Annotated in this window: 20 protein-coding genes and 3 tRNA genes; 15 read left to right on the top strand and 8 right to left on the bottom strand. The window is 59.0% G+C overall.

Annotation, left to right across the window (positions count from 1 at the left end; all coding sequences use genetic code 11):
- The first annotated feature begins 203 nt into the window (after positions 1–203).
- Entirely contained in the window at positions 204–671 is a 468-nt protein-coding gene (locus GYM54_RS03855; RefSeq protein WP_131648908.1) for a DUF1289 domain-containing protein, read from the top strand.
- Between the two features lie 51 nt (positions 672–722).
- Here GYM54_RS03855 and GYM54_RS03850 read toward each other — a convergent pair whose 3' ends face one another.
- Entirely contained in the window at positions 723–1,586 is an 864-nt protein-coding gene (locus tag GYM54_RS03850; RefSeq protein WP_181104028.1) for a universal stress protein, read from the bottom strand.
- Positions 1,587–1,766: 180 nt separating this feature from the next.
- Here GYM54_RS03850 and GYM54_RS03845 point away from each other — a divergent pair, with 180 nt between their 5' ends.
- Complete coding sequence (locus GYM54_RS03845) at positions 1,767–2,372, top strand: tRNA-(ms[2]io[6]A)-hydroxylase (RefSeq protein WP_181104026.1); 606 nt, start codon at positions 1,767–1,769, stop codon at positions 2,370–2,372.
- Between the two features lie 5 nt (positions 2,373–2,377).
- On the opposite strand, the gene lpxH is transcribed toward GYM54_RS03845, so the two are convergent.
- Positions 2,378–3,100: a UDP-2,3-diacylglucosamine diphosphatase gene (lpxH, locus tag GYM54_RS03840; RefSeq protein ID WP_197445110.1), complete on the bottom strand. Its 723-nt coding sequence runs from the start codon at positions 3,098–3,100 to the stop codon at positions 2,378–2,380.
- Positions 3,101–3,106: 6 nt separating this feature from the next.
- The gene (locus tag GYM54_RS03835; protein WP_131648904.1) at positions 3,107–3,601 is read right to left on the bottom strand and encodes a peptidylprolyl isomerase; all 495 of its coding nucleotides are present in this window, start codon (positions 3,599–3,601) and stop codon (positions 3,107–3,109) included.
- A gap of 194 nt (positions 3,602–3,795) precedes the next feature.
- Here GYM54_RS03835 and GYM54_RS03830 point away from each other — a divergent pair, with 194 nt between their 5' ends.
- Together GYM54_RS03830 and cysS are read left to right on the top strand one after the other, a co-directional pair.
- On the top strand, positions 3,796–5,475 hold the full coding sequence (locus GYM54_RS03830; protein WP_181104020.1) for a glutamine--tRNA ligase/YqeY domain fusion protein: 1,680 nt from the start codon (positions 3,796–3,798) through the stop codon (positions 5,473–5,475).
- Positions 5,475–6,860, top strand: coding sequence for a cysteine--tRNA ligase (gene cysS, locus GYM54_RS03825; RefSeq protein WP_181104017.1), 1,386 nt, complete (start codon positions 5,475–5,477; stop codon positions 6,858–6,860). Before GYM54_RS03830 ends, cysS begins: the two co-directional genes overlap by 1 nt.
- A gap of 441 nt (positions 6,861–7,301) precedes the next feature.
- Here cysS and GYM54_RS03820 read toward each other — a convergent pair whose 3' ends face one another.
- Positions 7,302–9,167, bottom strand: a complete 1,866-nt coding sequence (locus GYM54_RS03820) for a sigma-54-dependent Fis family transcriptional regulator (protein ID WP_197445109.1) — start codon at positions 9,165–9,167, stop codon at positions 7,302–7,304.
- Positions 9,168–9,385: 218 nt separating this feature from the next.
- On the opposite strand from GYM54_RS03820, the gene GYM54_RS03815 reads away from it, so the two are divergent.
- The 6 genes from GYM54_RS03815 to GYM54_RS03790 are packed head-to-tail and all read left to right on the top strand — an operon-like array spanning position 9,386 to position 15,312.
- On the top strand, positions 9,386–10,468 hold the full coding sequence (locus GYM54_RS03815; RefSeq protein WP_131648900.1) for an ABC transporter ATP-binding protein: 1,083 nt from the start codon (positions 9,386–9,388) through the stop codon (positions 10,466–10,468).
- A gap of 11 nt (positions 10,469–10,479) precedes the next feature.
- Positions 10,480–11,577, top strand: a complete 1,098-nt coding sequence (locus tag GYM54_RS03810; RefSeq protein ID WP_181104014.1) for an ABC transporter ATP-binding protein — start codon at positions 10,480–10,482, stop codon at positions 11,575–11,577.
- Positions 11,574–12,437 carry a carbohydrate ABC transporter permease gene (locus GYM54_RS03805; protein WP_131648898.1) on the top strand — a complete coding sequence of 288 codons (864 nt, stop codon included), beginning with the start codon at positions 11,574–11,576 and terminating at the stop codon, positions 12,435–12,437. Before GYM54_RS03810 ends, GYM54_RS03805 begins: the two co-directional genes overlap by 4 nt.
- A 14-nt stretch (positions 12,438–12,451) precedes the next feature.
- Positions 12,452–13,252 carry a carbohydrate ABC transporter permease gene (locus GYM54_RS03800; RefSeq protein ID WP_131648897.1) on the top strand — a complete coding sequence of 267 codons (801 nt, stop codon included), beginning with the start codon at positions 12,452–12,454 and terminating at the stop codon, positions 13,250–13,252.
- 11 nt (positions 13,253–13,263) lie between these two features.
- Positions 13,264–13,536 carry a DUF2160 domain-containing protein gene (locus GYM54_RS03795; RefSeq protein WP_131648896.1) on the top strand — a complete coding sequence of 91 codons (273 nt, stop codon included), beginning with the start codon at positions 13,264–13,266 and terminating at the stop codon, positions 13,534–13,536.
- A 42-nt stretch (positions 13,537–13,578) separates the two neighbouring features.
- Entirely contained in the window at positions 13,579–15,312 is a 1,734-nt protein-coding gene (locus tag GYM54_RS03790) for an ABC transporter substrate-binding protein (RefSeq protein ID WP_131648895.1), read from the top strand.
- Between the two features lie 143 nt (positions 15,313–15,455).
- Here GYM54_RS03790 and folD read toward each other — a convergent pair whose 3' ends face one another.
- The gene (gene folD / locus GYM54_RS03785; RefSeq protein WP_181104012.1) at positions 15,456–16,310 is read right to left on the bottom strand and encodes a bifunctional methylenetetrahydrofolate dehydrogenase/methenyltetrahydrofolate cyclohydrolase FolD; all 855 of its coding nucleotides are present in this window, start codon (positions 16,308–16,310) and stop codon (positions 15,456–15,458) included.
- Between the two features lie 271 nt (positions 16,311–16,581).
- On the opposite strand from folD, the gene GYM54_RS03780 reads away from it, so the two are divergent.
- The 3 genes from GYM54_RS03780 (at position 16,582) to GYM54_RS03770 (ending at position 16,898) form a co-directional block, all read left to right on the top strand.
- A tRNA-Arg gene (locus tag GYM54_RS03780) sits at positions 16,582–16,658 on the top strand.
- Between the two features lie 33 nt (positions 16,659–16,691).
- Positions 16,692–16,767, top strand: a tRNA-His gene (locus GYM54_RS03775).
- Between the two features lie 46 nt (positions 16,768–16,813).
- Positions 16,814–16,898 (top strand) — tRNA-Leu (locus GYM54_RS03770).
- 381 nt (positions 16,899–17,279) lie between these two features.
- Here GYM54_RS03770 and GYM54_RS03765 read toward each other — a convergent pair.
- Entirely contained in the window at positions 17,280–18,377 is a 1,098-nt protein-coding gene (locus GYM54_RS03765; RefSeq protein ID WP_197445108.1) for a hypothetical protein, read from the bottom strand.
- Positions 18,378–18,696: 319 nt separating this feature from the next.
- Here GYM54_RS03765 and GYM54_RS03760 point away from each other — a divergent pair, with 319 nt between their 5' ends.
- Complete coding sequence (locus GYM54_RS03760; protein WP_197445107.1) at positions 18,697–19,461, top strand: SDR family NAD(P)-dependent oxidoreductase; 765 nt, start codon at positions 18,697–18,699, stop codon at positions 19,459–19,461.
- A gap of 194 nt (positions 19,462–19,655) precedes the next feature.
- On the opposite strand, the gene GYM54_RS03755 is transcribed toward GYM54_RS03760, so the two are convergent.
- Together GYM54_RS03755 and GYM54_RS03750 are read right to left on the bottom strand one after the other, a co-directional pair.
- Positions 19,656–20,096, bottom strand: coding sequence for an HU family DNA-binding protein (locus GYM54_RS03755; RefSeq protein ID WP_231752173.1), 441 nt, complete (start codon positions 20,094–20,096; stop codon positions 19,656–19,658).
- A 110-nt stretch (positions 20,097–20,206) separates the two neighbouring features.
- A complete protein-coding gene (locus GYM54_RS03750; protein ID WP_197445106.1) occupies positions 20,207–21,010 on the bottom strand; it encodes a redoxin domain-containing protein in 804 nt (267 codons plus the stop codon).
- A 176-nt stretch (positions 21,011–21,186) separates the two neighbouring features.
- On the opposite strand from GYM54_RS03750, the gene GYM54_RS03745 reads away from it, so the two are divergent.
- Positions 21,187–21,663 (top strand): GreA/GreB family elongation factor, encoded by a 477-nt coding sequence (locus GYM54_RS03745; protein ID WP_181104000.1) that lies wholly within the window; start codon positions 21,187–21,189, stop codon positions 21,661–21,663.
- Positions 21,664–21,939 lie beyond the last annotated feature (276 nt).

Here is a 21,939-nt window from a genome sequence, read left to right as displayed (position 1 = left end):
TCTACTGGAATGGGTCCGTAAAGTTAAGTGAAACGCCATGGCGCCCGAATATCGAGGGTTCTGTCGAGCGTTCGCGAAAGCCTGCTGGAGCGCCGGGCGGCGCGGGGTACACGGCCAGAAAAGAGGCGCTGCAGTGGATTCATTCGTGACCTGGCTTGGACAAAAGTCTAAGATGCGGCGCTGTTCATCGACTCACCCTCGCTATGTCCAACCAGCGCATCAAAACCCCTTGTGTGGGTCTCTGTTCCACTGTTTATGGTGATCTCGTCTGCCGTGGCTGCAAGCGCTTCCACCATGAGGTGGTGAGTTGGAATGCCTATGACGAGGAGAGCAAGCGCTCCGTCTGGCGGCGTTTGGAGCTGCTCCTGGCGCAAGTGATGGCCGCCAAACTTGAGATCTTCGATGCCGATTTACTTCGCCGCCAGTTGGAAAGCCGGCAGATCCGCTTCGTCGCGGAGCAGTCACCGTATTGCTGGGCTTATCAGCTTATCGCTCGAGGCGCACGGGTTATTCAGCAGCTCGATGCTTATGGAGTCGTGTTGCTGCCGGAGTTTCGCGAGTGGGCACTTCCCGAACTTCGCGACGCCATCGATCGGGAGTTTTTTCTGCTCTCCGAGGCGCATTACCAGCGCTATATCGCGCCTCGGTTTCTCAACGATACGGCTGAATGAGTTTCTGCCTTCACCGGAAGCGCGGCAGTATTCCGCTCGGGTGGATATGAATCAGCGATGGGCTACCAGCTCCTCAAGGTGGCCAATGATGTCTTCCGGTTTGAGAACCAGCACGTCGCTTTCCAGCGTATCGAGTACCACCTCGGCGGTATTGCCCATCAACGCGCCGGAAAAACCGGTGCGGGCAACCGTGCCGATGACCGTCACGACGGCCTGAATTTGATGGCAGACGCGTGGGATCAGCGCATCCGCAGGGCCTTCCTCGATATGCAGCTGCCCATCGGGGATGCCGTAGTCGGCCTGGAATTGCTTGCAAGCGCTGCGATAGCGTGCCTCGATAGTTTCTTTCAGTTGAAAAGCCGGATCGGCTGCCGACAGCATCGGCGAAGGATGGGCGCTGATGACATGCAAATTGCCTTCGGCAAGCGCGGCGATCTGGTAACCATGATTGATGATGCTCGAGTGCAACGTACGGTGTTCGATGTCGGCGTTACCGACGTCCACCGCGGCGAGAATATTGCCGCCGGTCCAGGGTGCCTCGGTTTTGACCATCAGCACGGGACAAGGGCAGTAGCGCAGCAGCTTCCAGTCATCGGGCGTCAGCAAGGCGCGCTTCAGTGGGTTGTCGGGCACGTGTTGCTTGATTACCAGACCGCAGCCTTCAGCTTGTTGCACCGTGACGATCGTGTGATGCAGGTTGTCATGCCAGGCTTGCTGCGTGGTAACGGTGTGCCCTTGCTCCTCCAGTTCTGTGCGGATTTTGGCGAGGTAGGCGTTGTGATCCTGCTTGGTATCGCAGACGAGTAGATGCAACTCCGATTGGCTGACGCTGGAAATGAGGCGCGCCCGCTTCAAAGCCAGGTTTTCAGGAAGTTTCGGGTCAATTATCACAAGGATACGGCGTATGGCTTGCATGATCGGCTCCGTTTCCAATATCGGTTGAACTCACTATAGACAACGCAAGCGCGCCGGCTACTGATCCATATCAAGCAGCTCTGGCTGTCTGTCGTTGGCTTCGTATAATGCGCCGCTGGCGGCAGCGCTGACGTCGATCGCCGCATCCATCACTTTTTTGCGAATACCAAGACCTCACCCATGCTCCCCGAATTGAACGAATTTCTTGGCTGTGCCACTCCGACCGCCTGGGTCGAGGTTGCGCTGCAGAACCAGGACGTGATGCTCATCGATCACGGCAACTGCGAGAAGAAAGCTGCCGGGGCCGCTTTTCAGCTTATGTTCCGGTATGTCGACAAGCCTGATCTGCAAAACAAGATGTCGCGTTTGGCTAGAGAGGAGCTGCGGCACTTCGAGCAGGTGCTTTCCATTATTCGCAAGCGCGACATTGGTCTGCGAAACATCGGCTCGTCACGCTATGCGGCGGGTCTGCGGGAGTTGGTGCGCAATCACGAGCCCTATCGACTGACCGATACGCTGGTGATCGGGGCGTTCATCGAGGCCCGCTCGTGCGAGCGTTTCGCGATGCTGGTGCCGCATCTGGACGAGGAGCTCGGCAAGTTCTATCACGGCCTGCTCAAGTCAGAAGCGCGGCATTTTCAGGATTATCTGAAGCTGGCTTATCTGTACGGTGACGCCGTCGACATCGACGCGACCATCGTCCGAGTGCGGGCGCGTGAGCGCGAATTGATTGAAAGCGCCGACAGTGAGTTTCGCTTCCATAGCGGCGTTCCGGTCGCCGCCTGAGCGGCTCAGCTCAGTTCGAACGGCGCCTGATGAGCGCCTGATTCATCGATCTGTAGCGCCCAACCTTGTCGGTCCCAGTCGCCCAGGACGATGCGCGTAGCGGGTTGACCGACAACCTGTAGCCTGTGGTTTGCTGGGCGGTGAGTATGGCCATGGATCAAGGTCCGGACGCCGTGACGCTGCATGACATCAATGACCTCATCAGGCGTGACGTCGACGATGTCGCTGGCTTTCATGCGCGTCTCTTCCTTGCTGCTCGAACGCAGTTTCTGCGCCAGCTTCTGGCGTCTGGCGAGCGGCAAATGGTGAAGGATGAACAGGCTGGCGGGATTACGCAGCCACCGTCGTAGACGCATATAGCCTTCATCGCGCGTACAGAGGGTATCGCCGTGCATCAGCAAGACCCGTTGGCCGCCGAGCTCGGCAACGTGCGTATCAGGTAGCAATGTGCAGCCCGCCTCGCGACAGAACGCCTTGCCGATCATGAAGTCGCGATTGCCGTGCATCAGATAGATGCGGGTTCCGCTTTCGCTCAGAACGCGGAGGGCAGCGGCGATCTCGTGCTGATACGGTGTCATACCGTCGTCGCCGACCCAGACCTCGAAAAAGTCACCGAGGATATAGAGCGCCTCGGCCTGGATTGCTCGAGTTTCGAGAAAACGAAGAAACGCCCGGGTGATGTCCGGGCGTTCTTCTTCGAGATGCAGATCTGAAATCAGCAGAATCAACGAGGCTTACTCGACGATCTCGGCTTTCTCGATGACCACGTCGTCCACCGGAACGTCCTGATGGCCGGACTTCATGGTGGTGGAAACGCCCTTGATCTTCTCGACCACGTCCATGCCCTCGACCACCTCACCGAATACCGCATAGCCCCAGCCCTGAACGGTCGGTGCGGTGTGATCCAGGAAGTCGTTGTCCTTTACGTTGATGAAAAACTGCGCGGACGCCGAATGCGGCTCCATGGTGCGCGCCATGGCCAACGTGCCGACCTTGTTGGAGAGCCCGTTGTTGGCTTCGTTCTTGATCTGTGCGCGGGTAGCTTTCTGCTTCATGCCCGGCTCGAACCCGCCGCCCTGGATCATGAAATTGCTGATCACGCGATGGAAGATGGTGCCGTCGTAGTGACCGCTCTTCACGTATTCCTTGAAGTTGGCCGTGGTTTCTGGGGCTTTGTCTTCGTACAGTTTGACGGTGATGACGCCGTGGTTGGTGTGGAGCTTGATCATTGGGAGTCTTCCTTATGAAGGGAATAAACCGCGCCGCAATAACAGGGCGGCGCGGCAACGGAGAAGGACCGCTGCTGCAGAGCGATGCGGCCAGGCGCTTTGCTCTGTCAGGGGGTTGACGGGTCCGCTATGATAAGCGCTTTGATTTGGTCGGCCTACCCTGAGCCGCGCACTCGCAGATCGTTAAGGACACCATGAGCAAGCCTGAGACTACCGCCGCCACCAATTTTCTCCGCCCGATCGTCCAGGCCGACCTGGATTCTGGCAAGCACGCCAGCATCGTCACGCGCTTTCCGCCCGAGCCCAACGGCTATTTGCACATTGGCCATGCCAAGTCGATCTGCCTGAACTTCGGTCTGGCTCAGGAATTCGGTGGCGTCTGCAACCTGCGTTTCGATGACACCAACCCGGCCAAGGAAGACCAGGAATACATCGACGCGATCAAAAGCGACGTGCAATGGCTGGGCTTCCAGTGGGCCGGCGAAGAGCGCTATGCCTCCGACTACTTCGACCAGTTGCATGCCTGGGCCATCCACCTGATCGAGACGGGCAAGGCCTACGTCTGCGACTTGTCTCCCGAAGAGGCACGCGAATACCGCGGCAGCCTGACCGAACCGGGTAAGAACAGCCCGTTCCGTGAGCGCAGCGTCGAGGAGAATCTCGATCTGTTCGCACGCATGAAGGCCGGCGAATTCCCCGACGGCGCCCGTGCGCTGCGGGCGAAGATCGACATGGCCTCGCCGAACATGAACCTGCGTGACCCGATTCTCTACCGCATCCGCCACGCCCATCATCACCAGACCGGCGACAAGTGGTGCATCTACCCTAGCTATGACTTCACCCATGGCCAGTCGGACGCCATCGAGGGCATCACTCACTCGATCTGTACCCTGGAGTTCGAGGACCATCGCCCGCTCTACGAGTGGTTCCTGGAGCAACTGCCGGTGCCGGCACAGCCGCGTCAGTACGAATTTGCCCGTCTCAACCTGAACTACACCATCACTAGCAAGCGCAAGCTCAAGCAACTGGTCGACGAGAAGCACGTGAGTGGCTGGGACGATCCGCGTATGTCGACGCTGTCCGGCTTCCGTCGCCGTGGCTATACGCCGGCTTCGATCCGCAACTTCTGCGACATGATCGGCGTGAATCGCGCCGGCGGTGTGGTGGATATCGGCATGCTGGAGTTCGCCATCCGCGAAGACCTCGATGCCAACGCGGCGCGGGCCATGTGCGTGCTCAAGCCGTTAAAGGTAGTGATCACCAACTATCCCGAAGGCCAGGTCGAGAACCTCGAACTGCCGCGCCATCCCAAGCAAGACATGGGCGTGCGCATGCTGCCGTTCAGTCGCGAGATCTATATCGATGCCAGCGACTTCGAGGAAGTCCCTCCGGCCGGTTTCAAGCGGCTGATTCCGGGTGGCGAAGTGCGTCTGCGCGGCAGCTATGTGATCCGCGCCGATGAGGCAATCAAGGATGCCGAGGGCAACGTCATCGAGTTGCGCTGCTCCTATGACGAGAACACCCTGGGCAAGAACCCCGAGGGTCGCAAGGTCAAGGGCGTGATCCACTGGGTACCGGCTGCGGAAAGCGTCGAGTGCGAGGTGCGACTGTATGACCGCCTGTTCCGCTCCGCCAATCCGGAGAAGTCCGTTGAAGGCGAAGGGCAGGGCGGCAGCTTCCTCGACAACATCAATCCCGAGTCGCTGGTGGTACTTGCAGGCTGCCGCGCCGAGCCGTCCTTGGCCAACGCGCAACCCGAAGAGCGCTTCCAATTCGAGCGCGAAGGCTACTTTGTCGCTGATCTCAAGGATTCGCAGCCCGGCAAGCCGGTGTTCAACCGGACTGTCACCCTGCGTGATTCCTGGGGGCAATGATGGCGCTATCGATCTACAACACCCTGACCAAAGCCAAGGAACCGCTCAAGCCGCTGATCGATAACCAGGTACGCATGTACGTCTGTGGCATGACGGTCTATGACTTCTGCCACATCGGTCATGCGCGGGTGATGGTGGCCTTCGACGTGGTCTCGCGTTGGTTACGCCAGCGCGGGTACGAGCTGACCTACGTGCGTAACATCACCGATGTCGACGACAAGATCATCCGTCGCGCTCAGGAAAACGGTGAAAGCTTCGAGGCGCTGACCGGTCGTATGATCGCCGCGATGCATGAGGACGAGGCTCGGCTCAATGTGCTGCGCCCCGACCTCGAGCCGCGTGCCACCGAGCACATCGTCGGTATGCACGGCATGATCCAGACCCTGATTGACAAGGGCTTCGCCTACGCGCCGGGTAATGGCGATGTTTATTATCGGGTCGGTAAATTCGTCGGTTACGGCAAGCTCTCGCGGCGCAAGATCGAGGATTTGAAGATCGGTGCCCGTATCGAGGTCGACGAAGCCAAGGAAGATCCGCTGGATTTCGTGCTCTGGAAAGCAGCCAAGCCTGGCGAGCCGAGCTGGGATTCGCCTTGGGGCAAAGGTCGCCCGGGCTGGCACATCGAGTGCTCCGTTATGTCCACCTGCTGCCTGGGCGAGACCTTCGACATTCATGGCGGCGGCCCGGACCTGGTCTTCCCGCACCACGAAAACGAAATCGCCCAGAGCGAGGCGGCGACCGGCAAGCTCTACGCCAACGCCTGGATGCACGCCGGTGCGGTACGGGTGGACGGCGAGAAAATGTCCAAGTCCCTGGGCAACTTCTTCACCATTCGCGAAGTGTTGGAAAAGTATCAGCCGGAAGTAGTGCGCTATCTGCTGGTTTCTAGCCATTACCGCAGCCCGATCAACTATTCCGAAGACAGCCTCAAGGAAGCCAAGGGCGCGCTGGAACGTTTCTATAACGGCCTGAAAGGCTTGCCCGAAGCGGCGCCCGCAGGTGGTGAGGAGTTCGCCGAGCGCTTCAGCGCCGCGATGGACGATGACTTCAACTCGCCGGAAGCCTGCTCTGTGCTGTTCGAGATGATCCGAGAGGTCAACCGCTTGCGTGACACGGATTTGCAATCCGCTGCTTCGCTGGCTGCGCGCCTTCAAGAACTGGCCTCCGTACTCGGCGTGCTGCAACTCGAGCCTGAGGCCTTCTTGCAGGCCGGGGCCGCAAACAAAGTGGATGCGGCTGAAGTTGAAGGCTTGATTGCTGCGCGCCTGCAGGCCCGCACCGAGAAAAATTGGGCAGAGTCCGACCGCATTCGCGATCAATTGGCGGCCATGGGCGTGGTGCTGGAAGACGGCAAGGGCGGAACGACCTGGCGTCTAGGTGAATAAGTTGCACACTCCATCGAGGCCGCCGCGTGCGGCCTCTTTTGTTTCCGGTAAGCGAACAGAAGCTTTCGTCAGGTGCGGATAAACAGGGCTGGATTACCGATCCCTGTCGACCGGTAGGGCCAAGCGGCGTCCGCTTCAGCCTCGCGAACCGTCAGCCCTCCACAATCGATCAGGTACTTCCGGTGGGCTGAAGCCCACCCTACGTCGCTGAACTCGAAGCGGACAGGCAGCCGGGGCGGGGATTCGAGCGCCGGTGTTCTTGTCTGGACGGGGCGATCCCGCCAGGGTTCGCCTGAACGAGGTAGAAGTAGGACGGGCCGGGCGGCGTTCCGCTTCAGCCCACCGCAGCGAGGACGGAGCCTTGGAACATTGGTGGGCTAAAGCCCCACCCTACGTCGAGCCGTACCGACTCAGGTCGTTGAAACGCACTATGCAGCGAACTTAACCTGGATAAAGACCCTCGGCGCGTAAGCGCTTGTAGAGAGTGTTGCGGCTGACGCCTAAATGCCGGGCGAGGTGCGAAACGTTGCCACGACAGGCTTCGAACTGTGAGCGCAGCGGCTGGTTCGTGGGTAACGAAAGCGAAGGCGCCATGCCGATAGAGTGGGTTGGCTCTGTTCTTCCGTTACTTTCGGCGCTTTCAATATCCACGAAGAAGTCGTCAGGCAAATGCTCCGGGCGGATTGGCTGATCGTCGGCCAGTACCAGGGCAACCTGAATGACGCTGCTCAGTTGGCGGATATTCCCCGGCCAAGGGTGACGTTCGAACAAGCGCTGCACTTCGGCGCTCAGTCCGGCCCATTGCCGAGGTTCTCGATGTTGTTCCCAGACGCGCTGGAAAAGCGCGAGCTTGTCGTGACGAGCACGCAAGGGCGGCAACTCCACGCTGAGGCCGCTGACGCGGTAAAACAGATCCTGGCGAAAGCGACCGCTATCGACGTCCTGGCGTAGCGAGCGGTTCGTGGCGCAGATCAGGCGAAAGTCGACCGGGAATGGTTCTCCGCCGCCGAGCGGTTGCACGCTGCGGTCCTGCAGTACGCGCAACAGACGCGCCTGCAGGCTCATCGGCATGTCGCCGATCTCGTCGAGAAACAGCACGCCGCGATCCGCCTTGCGAATCAGGCCGAGACTGCCTTTCTGGTGGGCGCCGGTGAAGGCGCCTTTCTCGTAGCCGAAGAGTTCGGCTTCGACCAGCTCGTTGGGGATCGCGGCGCAGTTCACCGCGATCAAGGGCGCATCCGCTCGCGAGCTGGCTGCATGCAGTGCCTTGACCAGGACTTCCTTACCGACACCCGTTTCCCCCTGTACCAGAATCGGAACGTCCTTTTCGAGCATGAGCTGTGCCTGGCGGATCACCTTATGCACCTGCGGATCGCCTTGATCGATGCTGGTCAGATCGATCAACCGTTCCCGCCCCGACGTCGTACGGAAGTCCCGCGGCTGGATGCATGGTTTCTGTGGGCGCCGAACGATGCCATGGAAGCGGTGGCGACCCATGGCCCGCAGCAGCAGGGGCTGATCTTCCGGTTGATTGATCAGTTGCAACAGCGGCACGTCGAACAGCCTATCGATGCGGGGCCGCGTCAGCTCCATGCCGAGCAGGTTGTCGGCGCGCCGGTTGGCCGACACGATGAGCCCGGATTCATCGAATATCAGCAGCCCGGCCCACTGGCTGTCGAGATTGTCCTGTCCGGTATTGAAAGTCAGCTGAAAGTAGTCATCGTGGAACAGGTTGAGAATCAGCCGATTCTCAACCGACTGGCTCATCATCTTCACCATGCCGAGCGTGTGCGATGGCGGAAGGTAGCTGTCGCTGGACACATCGAGCACGGCGATCAGCTGGCGTTGCGCATCGAAGATCGGCGAAGCCGCACCGGACAGGTAGCGGTTGGCCTTGAGGAAGTGCTCGTCGCGTTGGATATGCACGGCCTGCCCACTGGCCAGCGCGGTGCCGATCGCGTTGGTCCCCGTGTCGCGCTCCATCCAGCTGGCGCCCGGCTTGAATCCGCGTTGCTGGGTTGGCTCGACGAAGCGCCGATCACCCCACGATTCAAGCAATTGGCCACCGCTGTCCGCCAGCAAAATCAGACAGCTCGAATTCGAAAGAATGTTTTCGTAGTAGGGCAGTACTTCACGTTGGGTGGTTTGTACCAGACTGCGTTGGCGCTCCAACAGGGCGTTCACTTCCTGCGTGGCCGGCTGACCGAAGCTTGGCGTGCTGAGCGGATTCAGCCCGTAGCGCTCGCAGCGGCTCCAGGAATCTTCGATCAGCGTCTGGTGTGCGATGGACTGGGCTGGGTCGGCCATGTTGCCCTCTGAAGATGCAAATTCTTGTTGTTATTCGCTACTGCCGTAGCGCGCATCTTGAACAGTTTTGTTCATTTCTACGCGCTGTCAATGTTCAAAAATGTTCAGTTTGAACACTTGAGAAAACAGCACTTTCACCTCAGACCCGGCCTAGAGCCACATGCAGCATTGGCACGGATATCGCTTCCTATCCTTCACAACAATTAGAAGGATGCAGCATGTCCCTCACGCTGGAACACGTCAGCAAGACCGTCGATGGCCACGTGCACATCGCTGACGCTTGCCTAAACTTCGAACCAGGCTCGTTCAACGTGCTGATCGGGCGAACGCTGTCGGGCAAGACCTCGCTGATGCGGCTCATGGCGGGGCTCGACAAACCGAGCAGCGGACGCATCCTGATGAACGGCGCCGACGTTACCGGCGTGCCGGTCCGCAAGCGGAACGTGTCGATGGTTTACCAGCAGTTCATCAACTACCCCACGCTGAGCGTGTTCGAAAACATCGCCTCTCCGTTGCGGCAGGCGGGTGCTGGCAAGGCAGAGATCGAGCGAAAGGTTCGTGAAACCGCCGAGATGCTGCACATCGAAAACTTTCTGCAGCGATACCCGTTGGAGCTTTCCGGGGGCCAGCAGCAGCGCACCGCCATGGCCCGGGCGCTAGTCAAGGACGCGGATCTGATCTTGTTCGATGAGCCGCTGGTCAATCTCGACTACAAGTTGCGCGAAGAGCTGCGGCAGGAAATGCGCGAGCTGTTCAAGACGCGCCGCAGCATTGCCGTTTATGCGACCACCGAGCCCAACGAGGCGCTGGCGCTGGGCGGAACGGCGACAGTCCTGCATGAAGGGCGCGTCATCCAGAGCGGTCCCACGTCGGAGGTCTATCACCGGCCAAGCCGGATGCTCAGCGCCGAACTGTTCTCGGAACCGCCGATCAACTTGCTGCCGGGGCGTATCGCCGCCAACGAGGTCAGCTTTCAGGACTGCATGCACTTTCCGCTCAATGCGGACCTGCGAACCCTGAGCGAGGGCGATTACCGCTTCGGCATACGGCCCAGCCATATCGGCCTGGTGCCGTCCAACGACGACGACCTGGAAGTCTCCGGCACGGTCGAGCTGGCTGAAATCAGCGGTTCGGAAAGCTTCCTTCATGTGCGCAATGAGCACCTCAGCCTGGTTCTGCACCTGCAGGGGGTACATGACTACCCGGTGGATTCGCCGATTCGCGTGTACATCCCAACCCACAAGTTGTTCGTGTTCGATGCTGCCGGCGAGCTGGCTCAGGCACCGGTCCGACGCGTCTGAAGGAGCACACCATGTCGGAGATTCGATTGCAGAACCTTGCCCACAGCTATAGCTCGCAGCCGCAAGGTGCGGCGGACTATGCGATTCGCGAGATGGACCATGTGTGGGAGCAGGGCGGTGCCTACGCGTTACTGGGGCCGTCCGGCTGCGGCAAGTCGACGTTGCTCAACATCATCTCCGGCTTGCTCAGTCCATCCGAGGGACAGGTGCTGTTCGACGCACGCGAGGTGAACAGAATGACACCCGAGCAGCGCAACATCGCCCAGGTTTTCCAGTTTCCGGTCGTCTACGACACCATGACCGTTTTCGACAACCTGGCCTTTCCGCTGCGCAATCAGGGCGTTTCGGAGGCGCGCGTGACCAGCAAGGTGCACGAGATCGCCGAGGTGCTCGACCTGCATCCGCTGCTCAAGCGCAAGGCCCGCAATCTCACTGCGGACGAGAAACAGAAGGTGTCCATGGGGCGCGGCCTGGTGCGCGATGACGTATCGGCGATTCTCTTCGACGAGCCGCTGACGGTCATCGACCCGCACCTGAAATGGAAGCTGCGTCGCAAGCTTAAGCAGATCCATGAGCAGTTCAATATCACCATGATCTACGTCACCCACGATCAGTTGGAGGCCTCGACCTTTGCCGACAAGATTGCCGTGATGCATGGCGGGCAGATCGTTCAGTTCGGTACGCCGAGAGAGTTGTTCGAGCGGCCACAGCACACTTTCGTCGGATTCTTCGTTGGCAGTCCGGGAATGAATCTGATCGAGGTGCGTGCCGAGGAGGGCGGTGTTGGTTTCGGTGATTTGCATCTGCCGCTTTCCAGCGGATTGGCGGCGCGTTTGCCCGAGCTGGCGATGAGTCGACTGCAACTCGGTATTCGTCCGGAGTTCGTACAGGTTGGTGAGGAAACGGCTTCCGGCGGCATGCGGGCCGAGGTGGTGCGGGTGGAAGATCTGGGCACCTATAAAATTCTTACGCTTCGTCTGCAGGGACATCTGCTGAAGGCGCGTTTGCCGGAAGATCACCCCATCCCGAAAGGGCAGGCTTGGGTGAGCTTTCCCGCTCAGTGGCTGATGCTCTATGCCGACGACCGGCTGGTGGAGGCCAGGCCATGATCAAAATTCAGGATAACCGTGCCTGGTGGCTGGTGTTGCCAGTCTTTCTGCTGGTGGCTTTCAGCGCCATTCTGCCAATGATGACTGTGGTGAATTATTCGGTTCAGGACATCTTCGATTCCTCGACCCGGTTCTTCGTCGGTGCGGACTGGTATCGCCAAATCCTTCACGATCCTCGTCTGCATGACTCGCTGCTGCGGCAGTTCATCTTTTCCGGCTGTGTGCTGCTGATCGAAATTCCGCTGGGCATCGCGGTTGCGCTGACCATGCCGACTCGTGGTCGCTGGGCCTCGCTGTGCCTGATTCTGATGGCGATTCCGTTGTTGATCCCATGGAACGTGGTGGGCACGATCTGGCAGATTTTCGGCCGTGCGGACATCGGCCTGCTGGGCTACGGCCTTCGTGAGTTGGGCATCGACTACAACTATGCATCCAACACCCGCGATGCCTGGGTGACGGTGCTGGTCATGGATGTCTGGCACTGGACCTCGTTGGTCGCGCTGCTCTGCTATTCGGGCTTGCGGGCCATACCGGATGCCTATTACCAAGCGGCGCGCATCGACCGCGCCTCGGCCTGGGCCGTGTTCCGCTACATCCAGCTGCCCAAGCTCAAGAGCGTGCTGCTGATCGCCGTGATGCTGCGCTTCATGGACAGCTTCATGATCTATACCGAGCCCTTCGTACTCACCGGTGGCGGGCCGGGCAATGCCACAACCTTTCTCAGTCAGACGCTCACCAAGATGGCGGTGGGGCAGTTCGACCTTGGGCCGGCGGCGGCGTTCTCGCTGATCTACTTCTTGATCATCCTGTTGGTGTCCTGGCTGTTCTATACCGCCATGACCCACGGCGACCAGAAATGACGAGGGTCTGCTGAATGCATCTGCGCAAACGAATGGTATTGATCCTCTACATCGTTTTTCTGATGGTGCCGATCTACTGGCTGATCAACATGTCGTTCAAGAGCAACACCGAGATCCTGGGCGGCCTGACGCTTTGGCCTCGGGCTTTCACGCTGGACAACTACCGAGTGATCTTCACTGACCGTAGCTGGTACAGCGGCTACATCAATTCGCTGTACTACGTCTGCCTGAACACGGTCATTTCACTCACCGTGGCACTGCCGGCGGCCTATGCTTTTTCCCGCTTTCGCTTCCTCGGCGACAAACACCTGTTCTTCTGGCTGCTGACCAATCGCATGGCGCCGCCGGCGGTCTTTCTGCTGCCGTTCTTTCAGCTGTATTCGTCGATCGGGTTGTTCGATACGCATATCGCGGTAGCCCTGGCGCATTGCCTGTTCAACGTGCCGCTCGCGGTGTGGATTCTCGAGGGGTTCATGTCGGGTGTACCCAAGGAGATAGACGAAACCGCCTACATCGATGGCTACAGCTTTCCCAAATTCTTCGTGAAGATTTTCGTCCCGCTGATTGGCCCCGGCATCGGTGTGACGGCGTTCTTCTGCTTCATGTTTTCCTGGGTCGAACTGCTGCTGGCCCGCACGCTGACCTCGGTGGATGCCAAACCCATTGTCTCGGTGATGACGCGCACCGTCTCGGCTTCCGGTATCGACTGGGGCGTGCTGGCGGCCGCCGGGGTGCTGACGATCCTGCCGGGGATGCTGGTGATCTGGTTCGTCCGCAATCACGTCGCCAAGGGCTTCGCCCTCGGCCGGGTATAGGAGAATCACGTATGAACTGGATGGCCTGGACCACGCCGACCGCCGTATTTTTTGCCGTGATCGGCCTGACCCTTACATTGATGAGTGTCTGGGAACTGAAACGGCCTTGCGTTGCGCGCAAAGGTTTCCTGCCCATCGTCACCACGCGGGGCGATCGGTTGTTCATCGGACTTCTGGGCAGCGCCTATTGGCATCTTCTGCTGATAGGGCTGACCGACTGGAGCATCTGGATAGCGTCCGCGCTATCTCTCGTCTGGTTGTTTGCAGTGATGCGCTGGGGTTGAGCCGCGCGGCCCATCCCTCCGAAAAACCCAAAGGAGGTGTGTATGTTCGAGAATAAAAACAACACCCGACATTGCATGGCGCTCGCGGCCCTGCTGACGTTGTCCGGTACTGCAGGTACGGCATGGGGCGATGCCCAGGAGGAGGCGGCGAAGAAATGGATCGAGTCGGAATTCAATCCCTCGACCCTGTCGCCGGAACAACAGATGGAAGAGCTGCGATGGTTCATCAAGGCTGCCGAGCCGTTCCGCGGAATGGAGATCAACGTCGCGTCAGAGACCATTACCACACACGAATACGAGTCCAAGACCCTGGCGAAGGCGTTCAGCGAGATTACCGGGATCCGCCTGCGGCACGACTTGATGCAGGAAGGCGATGTCGTAGAGAAGCTGCAGACGCAAATGCAGTCCGGCAAGAACATCTACGACGGCTATATCAACGATTCCGACCTGATCGGCACGCATTTCCGCTATGGAAAAGCAGTCGCCATCAGCGACATGATCGAAGGCGAAGCCAAGGATTACACCTCGCCGACCCTTGATCTCGACGACTTCATCGGCATTTCGTTCACCACCGGCCCGGATGGCAAGATCTACCAGCTGCCCGTTCAGCAATTTGCCAACCTCTACTGGTTCCGTGCCGACTGGTTCGAGCGGGACGATCTGAAACAACAATTCAAGGAGCGTTATGGTTACGAGCTCGGCGTGCCGGTGAACTGGTCAGCTTATGAGGACATCGCCGAGTTCTTCAGCAAGCACGTCAAGGAGATCGACGGCCAGCGCGTCTACGGCCACATGGATTACGGCAAGAAGGATCCGTCGCTGGGCTGGCGCTTCACCGATGCCTGGTTCTCCATGGCGGGCGCCGGTGATAAAGGGCTGCCGAACGGCTTGCCGGTGGACGAGTGGGGCATTCGCGTCGAAGATTGCCATCCGGTCGGCTCGAGCGTCGCTCGCGGCGGCGCCACCAACGGGCCGGCTGCGGTCTACGCGACGCAGAAATACGTCGACTGGATGCGCGAGTACGCACCGCCGGAAGCTCAGGGTATGACCTTCTCCGAGTCCGGACCGGTACCGGCACAAGGCAACATTGCGCAGCAGATATTCTGGTACACCGCCTTCACCGCGGACATGACCAAGCCCGGCTTGCCCGTGGTCAACGAAGATGGCACGCCGAAATGGCGGATGGCGCCATCGCCGAAGGGGCCTTACTGGGAAGAGGGGATGAAGCTCGGGTATCAGGATGCTGGCGCCTGGACCTTCCTTGAATCGACACCCGAAAAGCGTCGTTTGGCGGCCTGGCTGTACGCGCAGTTCACCGTGTCGAAGACCGTGTCGCTGAAAAAAACCTTGGTCGGGCTAACGCCGATCCGGGAATCCGACATCAACTCCGATGCCATGACCGAAGCGGCGCCCAAGCTGGGCGGCCTGGTGGAGTTCTATCGTAGTCCGGCGCGCGTGCAGTGGACGCCAACCGGAACCAACGTACCGGATTACCCGCGTCTGGCTCAGCTCTGGTGGCAATACATCGCCGAAGCTGCCAGCGGTGACAAGACGCCTCAGGAAGCGCTGGATGGCCTTGCTGAGGCACAGGACACCATGATGGCGCGGCTGGAGCGTGCCAACGTACAGCCGAAGTGCGGGCCTAAGATGAACGAACCGCGCGACCCCGAATACTGGCTTAGCCAGCCTGGCTCGCCGAAACCCAAACTGGAAAACGAGAAGCCCCAGGGGCAGACCGTCAGTTACGAAGAGCTGATCAAATCCTGGAACCAGTAACGTTAAATCACGGATAGCGGTTGGAAGCGACAATCAAACGGCACCCTAGGGTGCCGTTTGATTTGAGACGCCGAAGATATTTACACCATCTGGAGATCTCGCCGAACCTCTGAAGGATACGGCTCCTCTGATGGCCGGCGTGATCAGTCGTGCAGATGCTCCGCGGCATGCAGCGTGTTTTCCAAGAGGCAAGCGCGCGTCATGGGGCCAACTCCGCCGGGCACGGGTGTAATCCAGCTGGCGCGCTGCACCGCCACGTCGAACTCGACATCGCCGACCAGTTTGCCATCGGCCTGTCGGTTGATGCCGACATCGATGACGATGGCGCCTTCCTTGATCCATTCACCTTTCACCAGCCCAGTGATCCCCGTCGCGACCACGATCAGATCGGCGCGTTTGACGTGCTCGGCCAGGTCATGGGTGAAGCGGTGGGTGACGGTGGTCGTGCAGCCTGCCAGCAGCAACTCCAGTGCCATGGGGCGACCGACGATATTGGACGCGCCTACAACTACCGCGTTGAGGCCGTGCAGGTCGACACCGGTGCTCTCCAGCAACGCCATGATGCCTTTCGGTGTGCAGGGGCGGAGCAGGGGCATGCGCTGCGCGAGGCGGCCGATGTTATAGGGGTGGAAGCCATCCACATCCTTGTCGGGCCGAATGCGTTCGAGCAGCTGCGAGGCGTCCAGGTGCTTGGGCAACGGCAGCTGCACGAGAATCCCGTCGATAAGCGGATCGTCATTGAGCTGATCGATGAGCTCCAGAAGTTCGCCCTGCCTGGTCGTCGCCGGCAGATCATGGGCAGTGGACTTGAATCCCACTTCCTCGCAGTCCTTGCGCTTGTGCGCGACATATACTTGCGAGGCCGGGTCCGAACCCACGAGGATCACTGCCAGCCCCGGAACTCTGAGGCCCTGCTGAGAGCGCTCGGCCACTCGGCCGGCGATCTGTAGGCGGATATTGGCAGCAATCTGTTTACCGTCGATCAGTTTTGCGGTCATGACGCGTGATTAACCATCGAGAAGGATTGAAAAAGGAGGCGCATTCTCTCACGGTGACACCGTCCGGCAAAGGCGATGCGGTGTCCCCTATCCGTAACTCCTTTACCTGCCTGAAATTTTTTCGGTTTAGCTGTTGACGGCCTGCGGACAGGCCATTAAGATTCGCCCCGCTTGTCGAGCACAGCTTGCTGCTGGGTAAGACGGCTTTTGGAGGTAAATTCTTCATTAGCCGGAGCTTGAAGTCTGCGCTCCGAATAGATTGCAGATAAAAGCGCCCGTAGCTCAGTTGGATAGAGCATCCGCCTTCTAAGCGGATGGTCGCAGGTTCGAGTCCTGCCGGGTGCGCCAGTTTCTGGGCTCTGGCACAAGCAATGCAATATGGTGGGCGTAGCTCAGTTGGTAGAGCACAGGATTGTGGCTCCTGCGGTCGTGGGTTCGAACCCCATCGTCCACCCCATATTCCGAAACGCCAGGCGTAGCCTGGCGTTTTCGTTTGAAAGACTGCGGACGTGGTGAAATTGGTAGACACACCAGATTTAGGTTCTGGCGCCGCAAGGTGTGAGAGTTCGAGTCTCTCCGTCCGCACCATCTACAACGCTGAAAGCCCCGTAATCCGGGGCTTTCGCGTATCTGAGGCAGCGTAAAAGGGCGTGTGTTTGTTCCCCGCGCGTTCCCATGGAAAGAGAGACGGCAGACCAAAAAAACCAAGCCGGGTAAAACCGCGATTTGGTTGAGCGTTAGTGCCTCATTTCTCAGCGTATTACCTAGAGTTTGTTCACCCGAGTGCACTATTCCAGCTACCAGAGCTTCGATAGGCGCTTGCACCAAGGTTGGGCCTATTGCTTGAACTCGGAGGAAAAACTTACGTCGTCACGGCGCGCTGGCGTTGGTCTAGCACGCCGGCCCATGATCGAGCCGATACGAGCCTTGGTTGCAGCACTAGGCTGTTAATCGGCTCGCCGAAACGACTTACTGACCCTGGGTAACGAAGGCCGAATTTCCAGTACCGTTTTGCATGATGAGCGCCGTTTCCTGAGTGACGCTGCTGGAGTTTCCGATCTGCACCAGCGATGCATAGTTCTCGGTGCCTGTCTGCTGGATGTCGCCGACACCGTAGTAACCCGTCTGGTCAACGTCGATCTCGTTGCGAGTACCGTTCTGGGCGATGGTCAGGCTGCTGCCGTCGAAGTCCTGACGAATGTCTACACGGTTGAAGTCGCCGGTGGAGGTGCCTTCTACCGTGGTCGAGCGACCACCGTGCTGGGCGGTCAGCTCATTTCCCGTTCCGTCCTGGGTGAAGCTGAAGCTGCCGAAGCCGCTGCTTTCCGATACGTCGGCAATATTGTCCGTGCCGATCTGTACCAGGCGCACGTCGCCTGCGCTGTATCGACTGGCTTGCTGTGAGAGGTTGACCTCGTTACCGGTACCGTTCTGACTGATTGAGGCAAAAGCGCCGGAAAATGCGCCGTCCTGATGAAAGTTGATGGCGTTGGCAGTCCCGGCCTGGCTTATATAGGCGGTCGTGTTCCCGAACTGCTCGACCAGAGCGGTGTTGCCATCGCCGGTCTGCTCCGCGTCGAGGTGGTTGGCCGTCATTTGTTGAGTCACGTCGATAGAGTTGCCTTCACCGTTCTGGTAAATATCCGAGACGCTGGCGGCCCCATCAATTTGCTCGACGTAGGCGAGATTCTGACTACCGATCTGCGAAAGGGTCACCGTATAGCCGACTTCCTCGTTAGTCTCCTGATAAACCGTGGCGAGGTTGTAGTTGCCGTCTTGCGAAACGTTCGCTTGGCTGTTCATCCCATTCTGCTCGATCGTCGAGATATTGCCCGCGCCGCGTTGCTCGCTAGAGGCTGACAATAGCGTCCCGCTCTGCAGTGTGTAGGAGACATTGGCGTCTCCATCCTGGAGCTGGCTGCTGTAATTGTCCGAACCGATCTGCTGCACCACATCGGCATAGTTATCGGTGCCGGTCTGGTCCTGTTGCGCATCGTTGAGGGCTGCGGCCTGATTCGCAATCAGTAACGAGATAGCGCCTGCTAGTAGTGTTTTTGTTTTAAGCATTTCAGATTCCTTTTGAAGGGGCGGGAGCCCGGCTTTTAACTGGCGCGTTCTCCGCTGGGAATAAGCCTCAAGGGCTATACAGGCTGAACGGCGAATTAATCCCAAAACGAATCGTGCTGAAAAGGTCTAGAAACCGTGCTCGACCAACAAAAAGGCCATCGTTGTGCTTTGTATTTTGTTGGAATAAAAAGGCTGATCGTTCAGTTGTTAAGAAATGATGCGGAGAAACCGCTCGAACTTTTCCGCCTATGCACGGACCATAGCCATCGATACCACCGCGCGCTTCTACGAGCGCGCCAATCGGAAAAAGAGGAAAAGCATGAACAGCAAGGTCGTATTCATCACCGGTGCCACATCAGGTTTTGGTCGCGCTACGGCTCGCCGTTTTGCTGAAGCAGGCTGGTCGCTGGTACTGACCGGTCGACGCTCGGAGCGACTAGAAGCACTGAAAGAAGAGTTGGCCGAAAAGGTTCCGGTGCATGTTGCAACGCTTGATGTGCGCAAGAGCGAGGCGGTCAAGAACGTCGTCGCCGAACTGCCCGAAACCTTCCGTGCCGTGACTTGTCTGGTCAATAACGCGGGCTTGGCACTGGCTCCGGAACCTTCGCAGAAGACCGATCTGAACGATTGGCACACCATGATCGACACCAATATCACCGGCCTCGTAAACGTAACCCATGCATTGCTGCCAACGTTGATCGAGACAGGAAAGGGCGCCAGCATCGTCAATATCGGATCCGTGGCAGGCCAATGGCCCTATCCCGGAAGTCATGTCTACGGTGCCAGCAAGGCATTCGTCCAGCAGTTCAGCTACAACCTGCGCTGTGACCTGATCGCCACGGGAGTGCGGGTCACCGACATCGCGCCTGGTATGGCCGAGACCGAGTTCACGCTGGTACGGACCAAGGGCAATCAAGCGGCGTCCGACGCGCTTTACAGCACCACCACGCCATTGTCCGCCGAAGACATCGCTGAGCAGATCTTCTATGTCGCTACGCTACCGGCGCATATCAATATCAACCGGTTGGAGATCATGCCGTCGCGGCAGGCCTGGGCGGGCTTTGCGATCGACCGCGACAAGTGAGTCGCAGCGACAAATAGAGTTGGCATGGCTGGGGCGAGCCTAGGCGGCTGACAAAGCCCACGCTTCGTTCCGGTTATGCTCGAGAGCAAATGTAGCGAGGAGTGGAGCAGGGTGCGCGACCGAGGCGGTCAACGCCAGGACAGGCGCTGCGTCCGTAAGGACGTCAGCGACCCGGTATCCGACATACGGATGGATTAGTTCACCGCATCCTTCAGCGACTTGCCTGGCTTGAAGCCTGGCAGCTTGGCTGCGGAGATCTTGATCGTTGCGCCGGTCTGCGGATTGCGGCCGTCACGAGCGGCGCGCTCCTTGACAGCAAAGGTACCGAAGCCAACCAGCGTCACGCTGTCGCCGTTCTGCAGGGTATTGGTCACGCTTTCGGTAAAGGCGTCCAGTACGCGAGTGGCGGTGCTCTTAGGGACATCGGCGGAGGCTGCGATCGCTTCAATCAACTCGGCTTTATTCACGGGTGTGGCTCCAGATTGGATGGGGGGACAGTATAAGCAGCGTCTCGCTCTGTCGCCTGCGGCAAATTTCCTCTTTTTTAAAAATATCCCGCGCGGGCCGACAAATCCGCATGCTGCGGCTGATTCGAACGCTTCTGTCTGGACAGCGGCTTTTCGGCTTCGGTTCATTCATCTGCAGCCCGGCCATCGGCAGCGCCGATGACTTGCGGCTGTTGCAGAAGTGTGACTGGGTAGACGTCCGACCAGCGCGTTTAGGTAGATGTGTGGGGTATCGAGAGCTATTGCCGCAGTGCTTTCATCGCTCTTGCCAGGCTGGCGCGTGACAGCTCGCCTAGATGGCTGCCGACTTGCCGACCGTCTGCGTCGTAGAACAGCGTGGTCGGCAATGCTTGCGAGCCGACGTGCTGTCCAAGGCGACCACCGCTGTCGATCAGCACGTTGCGTAATCCAAGGTCGTGACTCTGCAGAAATTGCCTGATTTCGCCTTCACCTTCGCCCTGGTTGACGAACAGAAAGGCCAGCTCCTGGTTGTTCGCCTGTGCCTCGGCGAGTACCGGCATTTCACGGCGGCACGGTGGACACCAGGTGGCCCAAAGATTGATGACCATCGGCTTGCCGCCGTAGTCGGCCAAGCTGACCGACCTGCCGTCTATGTCGCGCAGGGCTATCTCAGGCAGACGCGTCCCTCGTTCGAAGGCGTGCCAGCCAAAGCTGGCGAAGGTCCAACTGGCGAGTCCTACCACCAAGGCGAGGCCCAATGGTTTGCGCAGTTCTCGGTCACGCCATATCAGCCAACCACCGGCCAGTAATGCGGCTCCGATACCCGGCCAGGCGATGAAGCCGCCGTCGCGGATATCCAGTACTCGCCACCAGGCGCCGGAAAAATCTTCGATGTAGACCGCTACGAAGGACAGGCGCGCGACCAGCACAGCCAGCAGCATAAGCCGGAATATCTGTCGCTCGGGGTTCCGCCCGTGCGGTCGGTACGCCCACCAGCCGGTCAGCGTCGCCAGTAACAAACAGCCGACCAATATCAGATGGGGTATGCCGATCGTCAGCGGGCCCAGGCTCAGGGTAAGCATCTGTCTCGATCCTTTGCGTTGGTTGGTTTCGAATAGGGTCGCACTTTACCTGTCATGTCAGGCGGCTCTGTGTTCGACAGGTCGCCGGATGTTGCAGAAAGACGTATTCAGTCGGCGTGGCTCTGTGGGCGTAGCGATGCCATGCTAGAGGCCCGGCACTACCGTCCCGAGCCTGCATGAACAAGACCGATCTCCAAGCACTTATCATCGAAAAGCTGCAAGCCGATCTGACAATTGCCAAGGACGCGCTTAAGGCCTCTCACGAGGCGGCAACGCATGCCGAGAGCAAGGCGGAAAACAAGTACGACACTCGCGGGCTCGAGGCTGCCTATCTTGCTGACGGGCAGCGTCGCCGTGTGCATGAGATCGAGACGGCGCTGAGCCGCTATCGCAATCTTCCGGTGCGCTCGCAGGTCGATGAGCCGATCACGCTCGGCGCGCTGGTTTCGCTGGAGCAGGCCGGTATCGGGCGCTGGGTTTTCCTCGGCCCGGATGCCGCTGGGTTGAGAGTGGTTGTTGCAGAAGCAGAAGTACTGGTGATATCGCCGCGATCGCCGTTGGGCCACGCGTTGCTTGGGCGCTGCGATGGTGATGAGGTTGAAGTGCTCGTGGATGGGCGCCGCCAGCAATACGAAATCGTCGAGGTTCGTTAGTAGACTTTGCCTGTCTCTCTTATGCTGGTTTTATTGCATAAATCAACTTGTTAAGCGCAATAGCTAAAGTACTTTCAATGGTTATAGTCATCACGTCATGTCCGTATAGCCGGTGACTGATACCCCCTCTCGCTCCACCTCTTCTTAAACCAGCCGCAACCGCCTTAGACCTAACCGCCAGCAAACCGTCTCTGCGTCCCGCGAACAGAAATAATTTGACGCATCTGTCACCGATGACTATCGTTGCCGCCAGCAAATGATAATCAATCCCATTAT

It is taken from the genome of Pseudomonas sp. MTM4 (assembly GCF_019355055.1).
Lineage (GTDB): Bacteria > Pseudomonadota > Gammaproteobacteria > Pseudomonadales > Pseudomonadaceae > Stutzerimonas.
This window is presented reverse-complemented; position numbering and strand designations above follow the sequence as displayed.

Excerpts from the sequence above, each read along its gene's own strand:
- GYM54_RS03790 (WP_131648895.1), top strand. The coding sequence starts at position 13,579 with ATGTTCGAGAATAAAAACAACACCCGACATTGCATGGCGCTCGCGGCC.
- GYM54_RS03760 (WP_197445107.1), top strand. The coding sequence starts at position 18,697 with ATGAACAGCAAGGTCGTATTCATCACCGGTGCCACATCAGGTTTTGGT.
- folD (WP_181104012.1), bottom strand. The coding sequence starts at position 16,310 with ATGACCGCAAAACTGATCGACGGTAAACAGATTGCTGCCAATATCCGC.
- GYM54_RS03835 (WP_131648904.1), bottom strand. The coding sequence starts at position 3,601 with ATGATCAAGCTCCACACCAACCACGGCGTCATCACCGTCAAACTGTAC.
- GYM54_RS03815 (WP_131648900.1), top strand. The coding sequence starts at position 9,386 with ATGTCCCTCACGCTGGAACACGTCAGCAAGACCGTCGATGGCCACGTG.
- GYM54_RS03745 (WP_181104000.1), top strand. The coding sequence starts at position 21,187 with ATGAACAAGACCGATCTCCAAGCACTTATCATCGAAAAGCTGCAAGCC.
- GYM54_RS03795 (WP_131648896.1), top strand. The coding sequence starts at position 13,264 with ATGAACTGGATGGCCTGGACCACGCCGACCGCCGTATTTTTTGCCGTG.
- cysS (WP_181104017.1), top strand. The coding sequence starts at position 5,475 with ATGGCGCTATCGATCTACAACACCCTGACCAAAGCCAAGGAACCGCTC.
- GYM54_RS03810 (WP_181104014.1), top strand. The coding sequence starts at position 10,480 with ATGTCGGAGATTCGATTGCAGAACCTTGCCCACAGCTATAGCTCGCAG.
- GYM54_RS03805 (WP_131648898.1), top strand. The coding sequence starts at position 11,574 with ATGATCAAAATTCAGGATAACCGTGCCTGGTGGCTGGTGTTGCCAGTC.
- GYM54_RS03820 (WP_197445109.1), bottom strand. The coding sequence starts at position 9,167 with ATGGCCGACCCAGCCCAGTCCATCGCACACCAGACGCTGATCGAAGAT.
- GYM54_RS03830 (WP_181104020.1), top strand. The coding sequence starts at position 3,796 with ATGAGCAAGCCTGAGACTACCGCCGCCACCAATTTTCTCCGCCCGATC.
- GYM54_RS03765 (WP_197445108.1), bottom strand. The coding sequence starts at position 18,377 with ATGCTTAAAACAAAAACACTACTAGCAGGCGCTATCTCGTTACTGATT.
- GYM54_RS03750 (WP_197445106.1), bottom strand. The coding sequence starts at position 21,010 with ATGCTTACCCTGAGCCTGGGCCCGCTGACGATCGGCATACCCCATCTG.
- GYM54_RS03800 (WP_131648897.1), top strand. The coding sequence starts at position 12,452 with ATGCATCTGCGCAAACGAATGGTATTGATCCTCTACATCGTTTTTCTG.
- GYM54_RS03855 (WP_131648908.1), top strand. The coding sequence starts at position 204 with ATGTCCAACCAGCGCATCAAAACCCCTTGTGTGGGTCTCTGTTCCACT.
- GYM54_RS03850 (WP_181104028.1), bottom strand. The coding sequence starts at position 1,586 with ATGCAAGCCATACGCCGTATCCTTGTGATAATTGACCCGAAACTTCCT.
- GYM54_RS03845 (WP_181104026.1), top strand. The coding sequence starts at position 1,767 with ATGCTCCCCGAATTGAACGAATTTCTTGGCTGTGCCACTCCGACCGCC.
- GYM54_RS03755 (WP_231752173.1), bottom strand. The coding sequence starts at position 20,096 with ATGAACCGAAGCCGAAAAGCCGCTGTCCAGACAGAAGCGTTCGAATCA.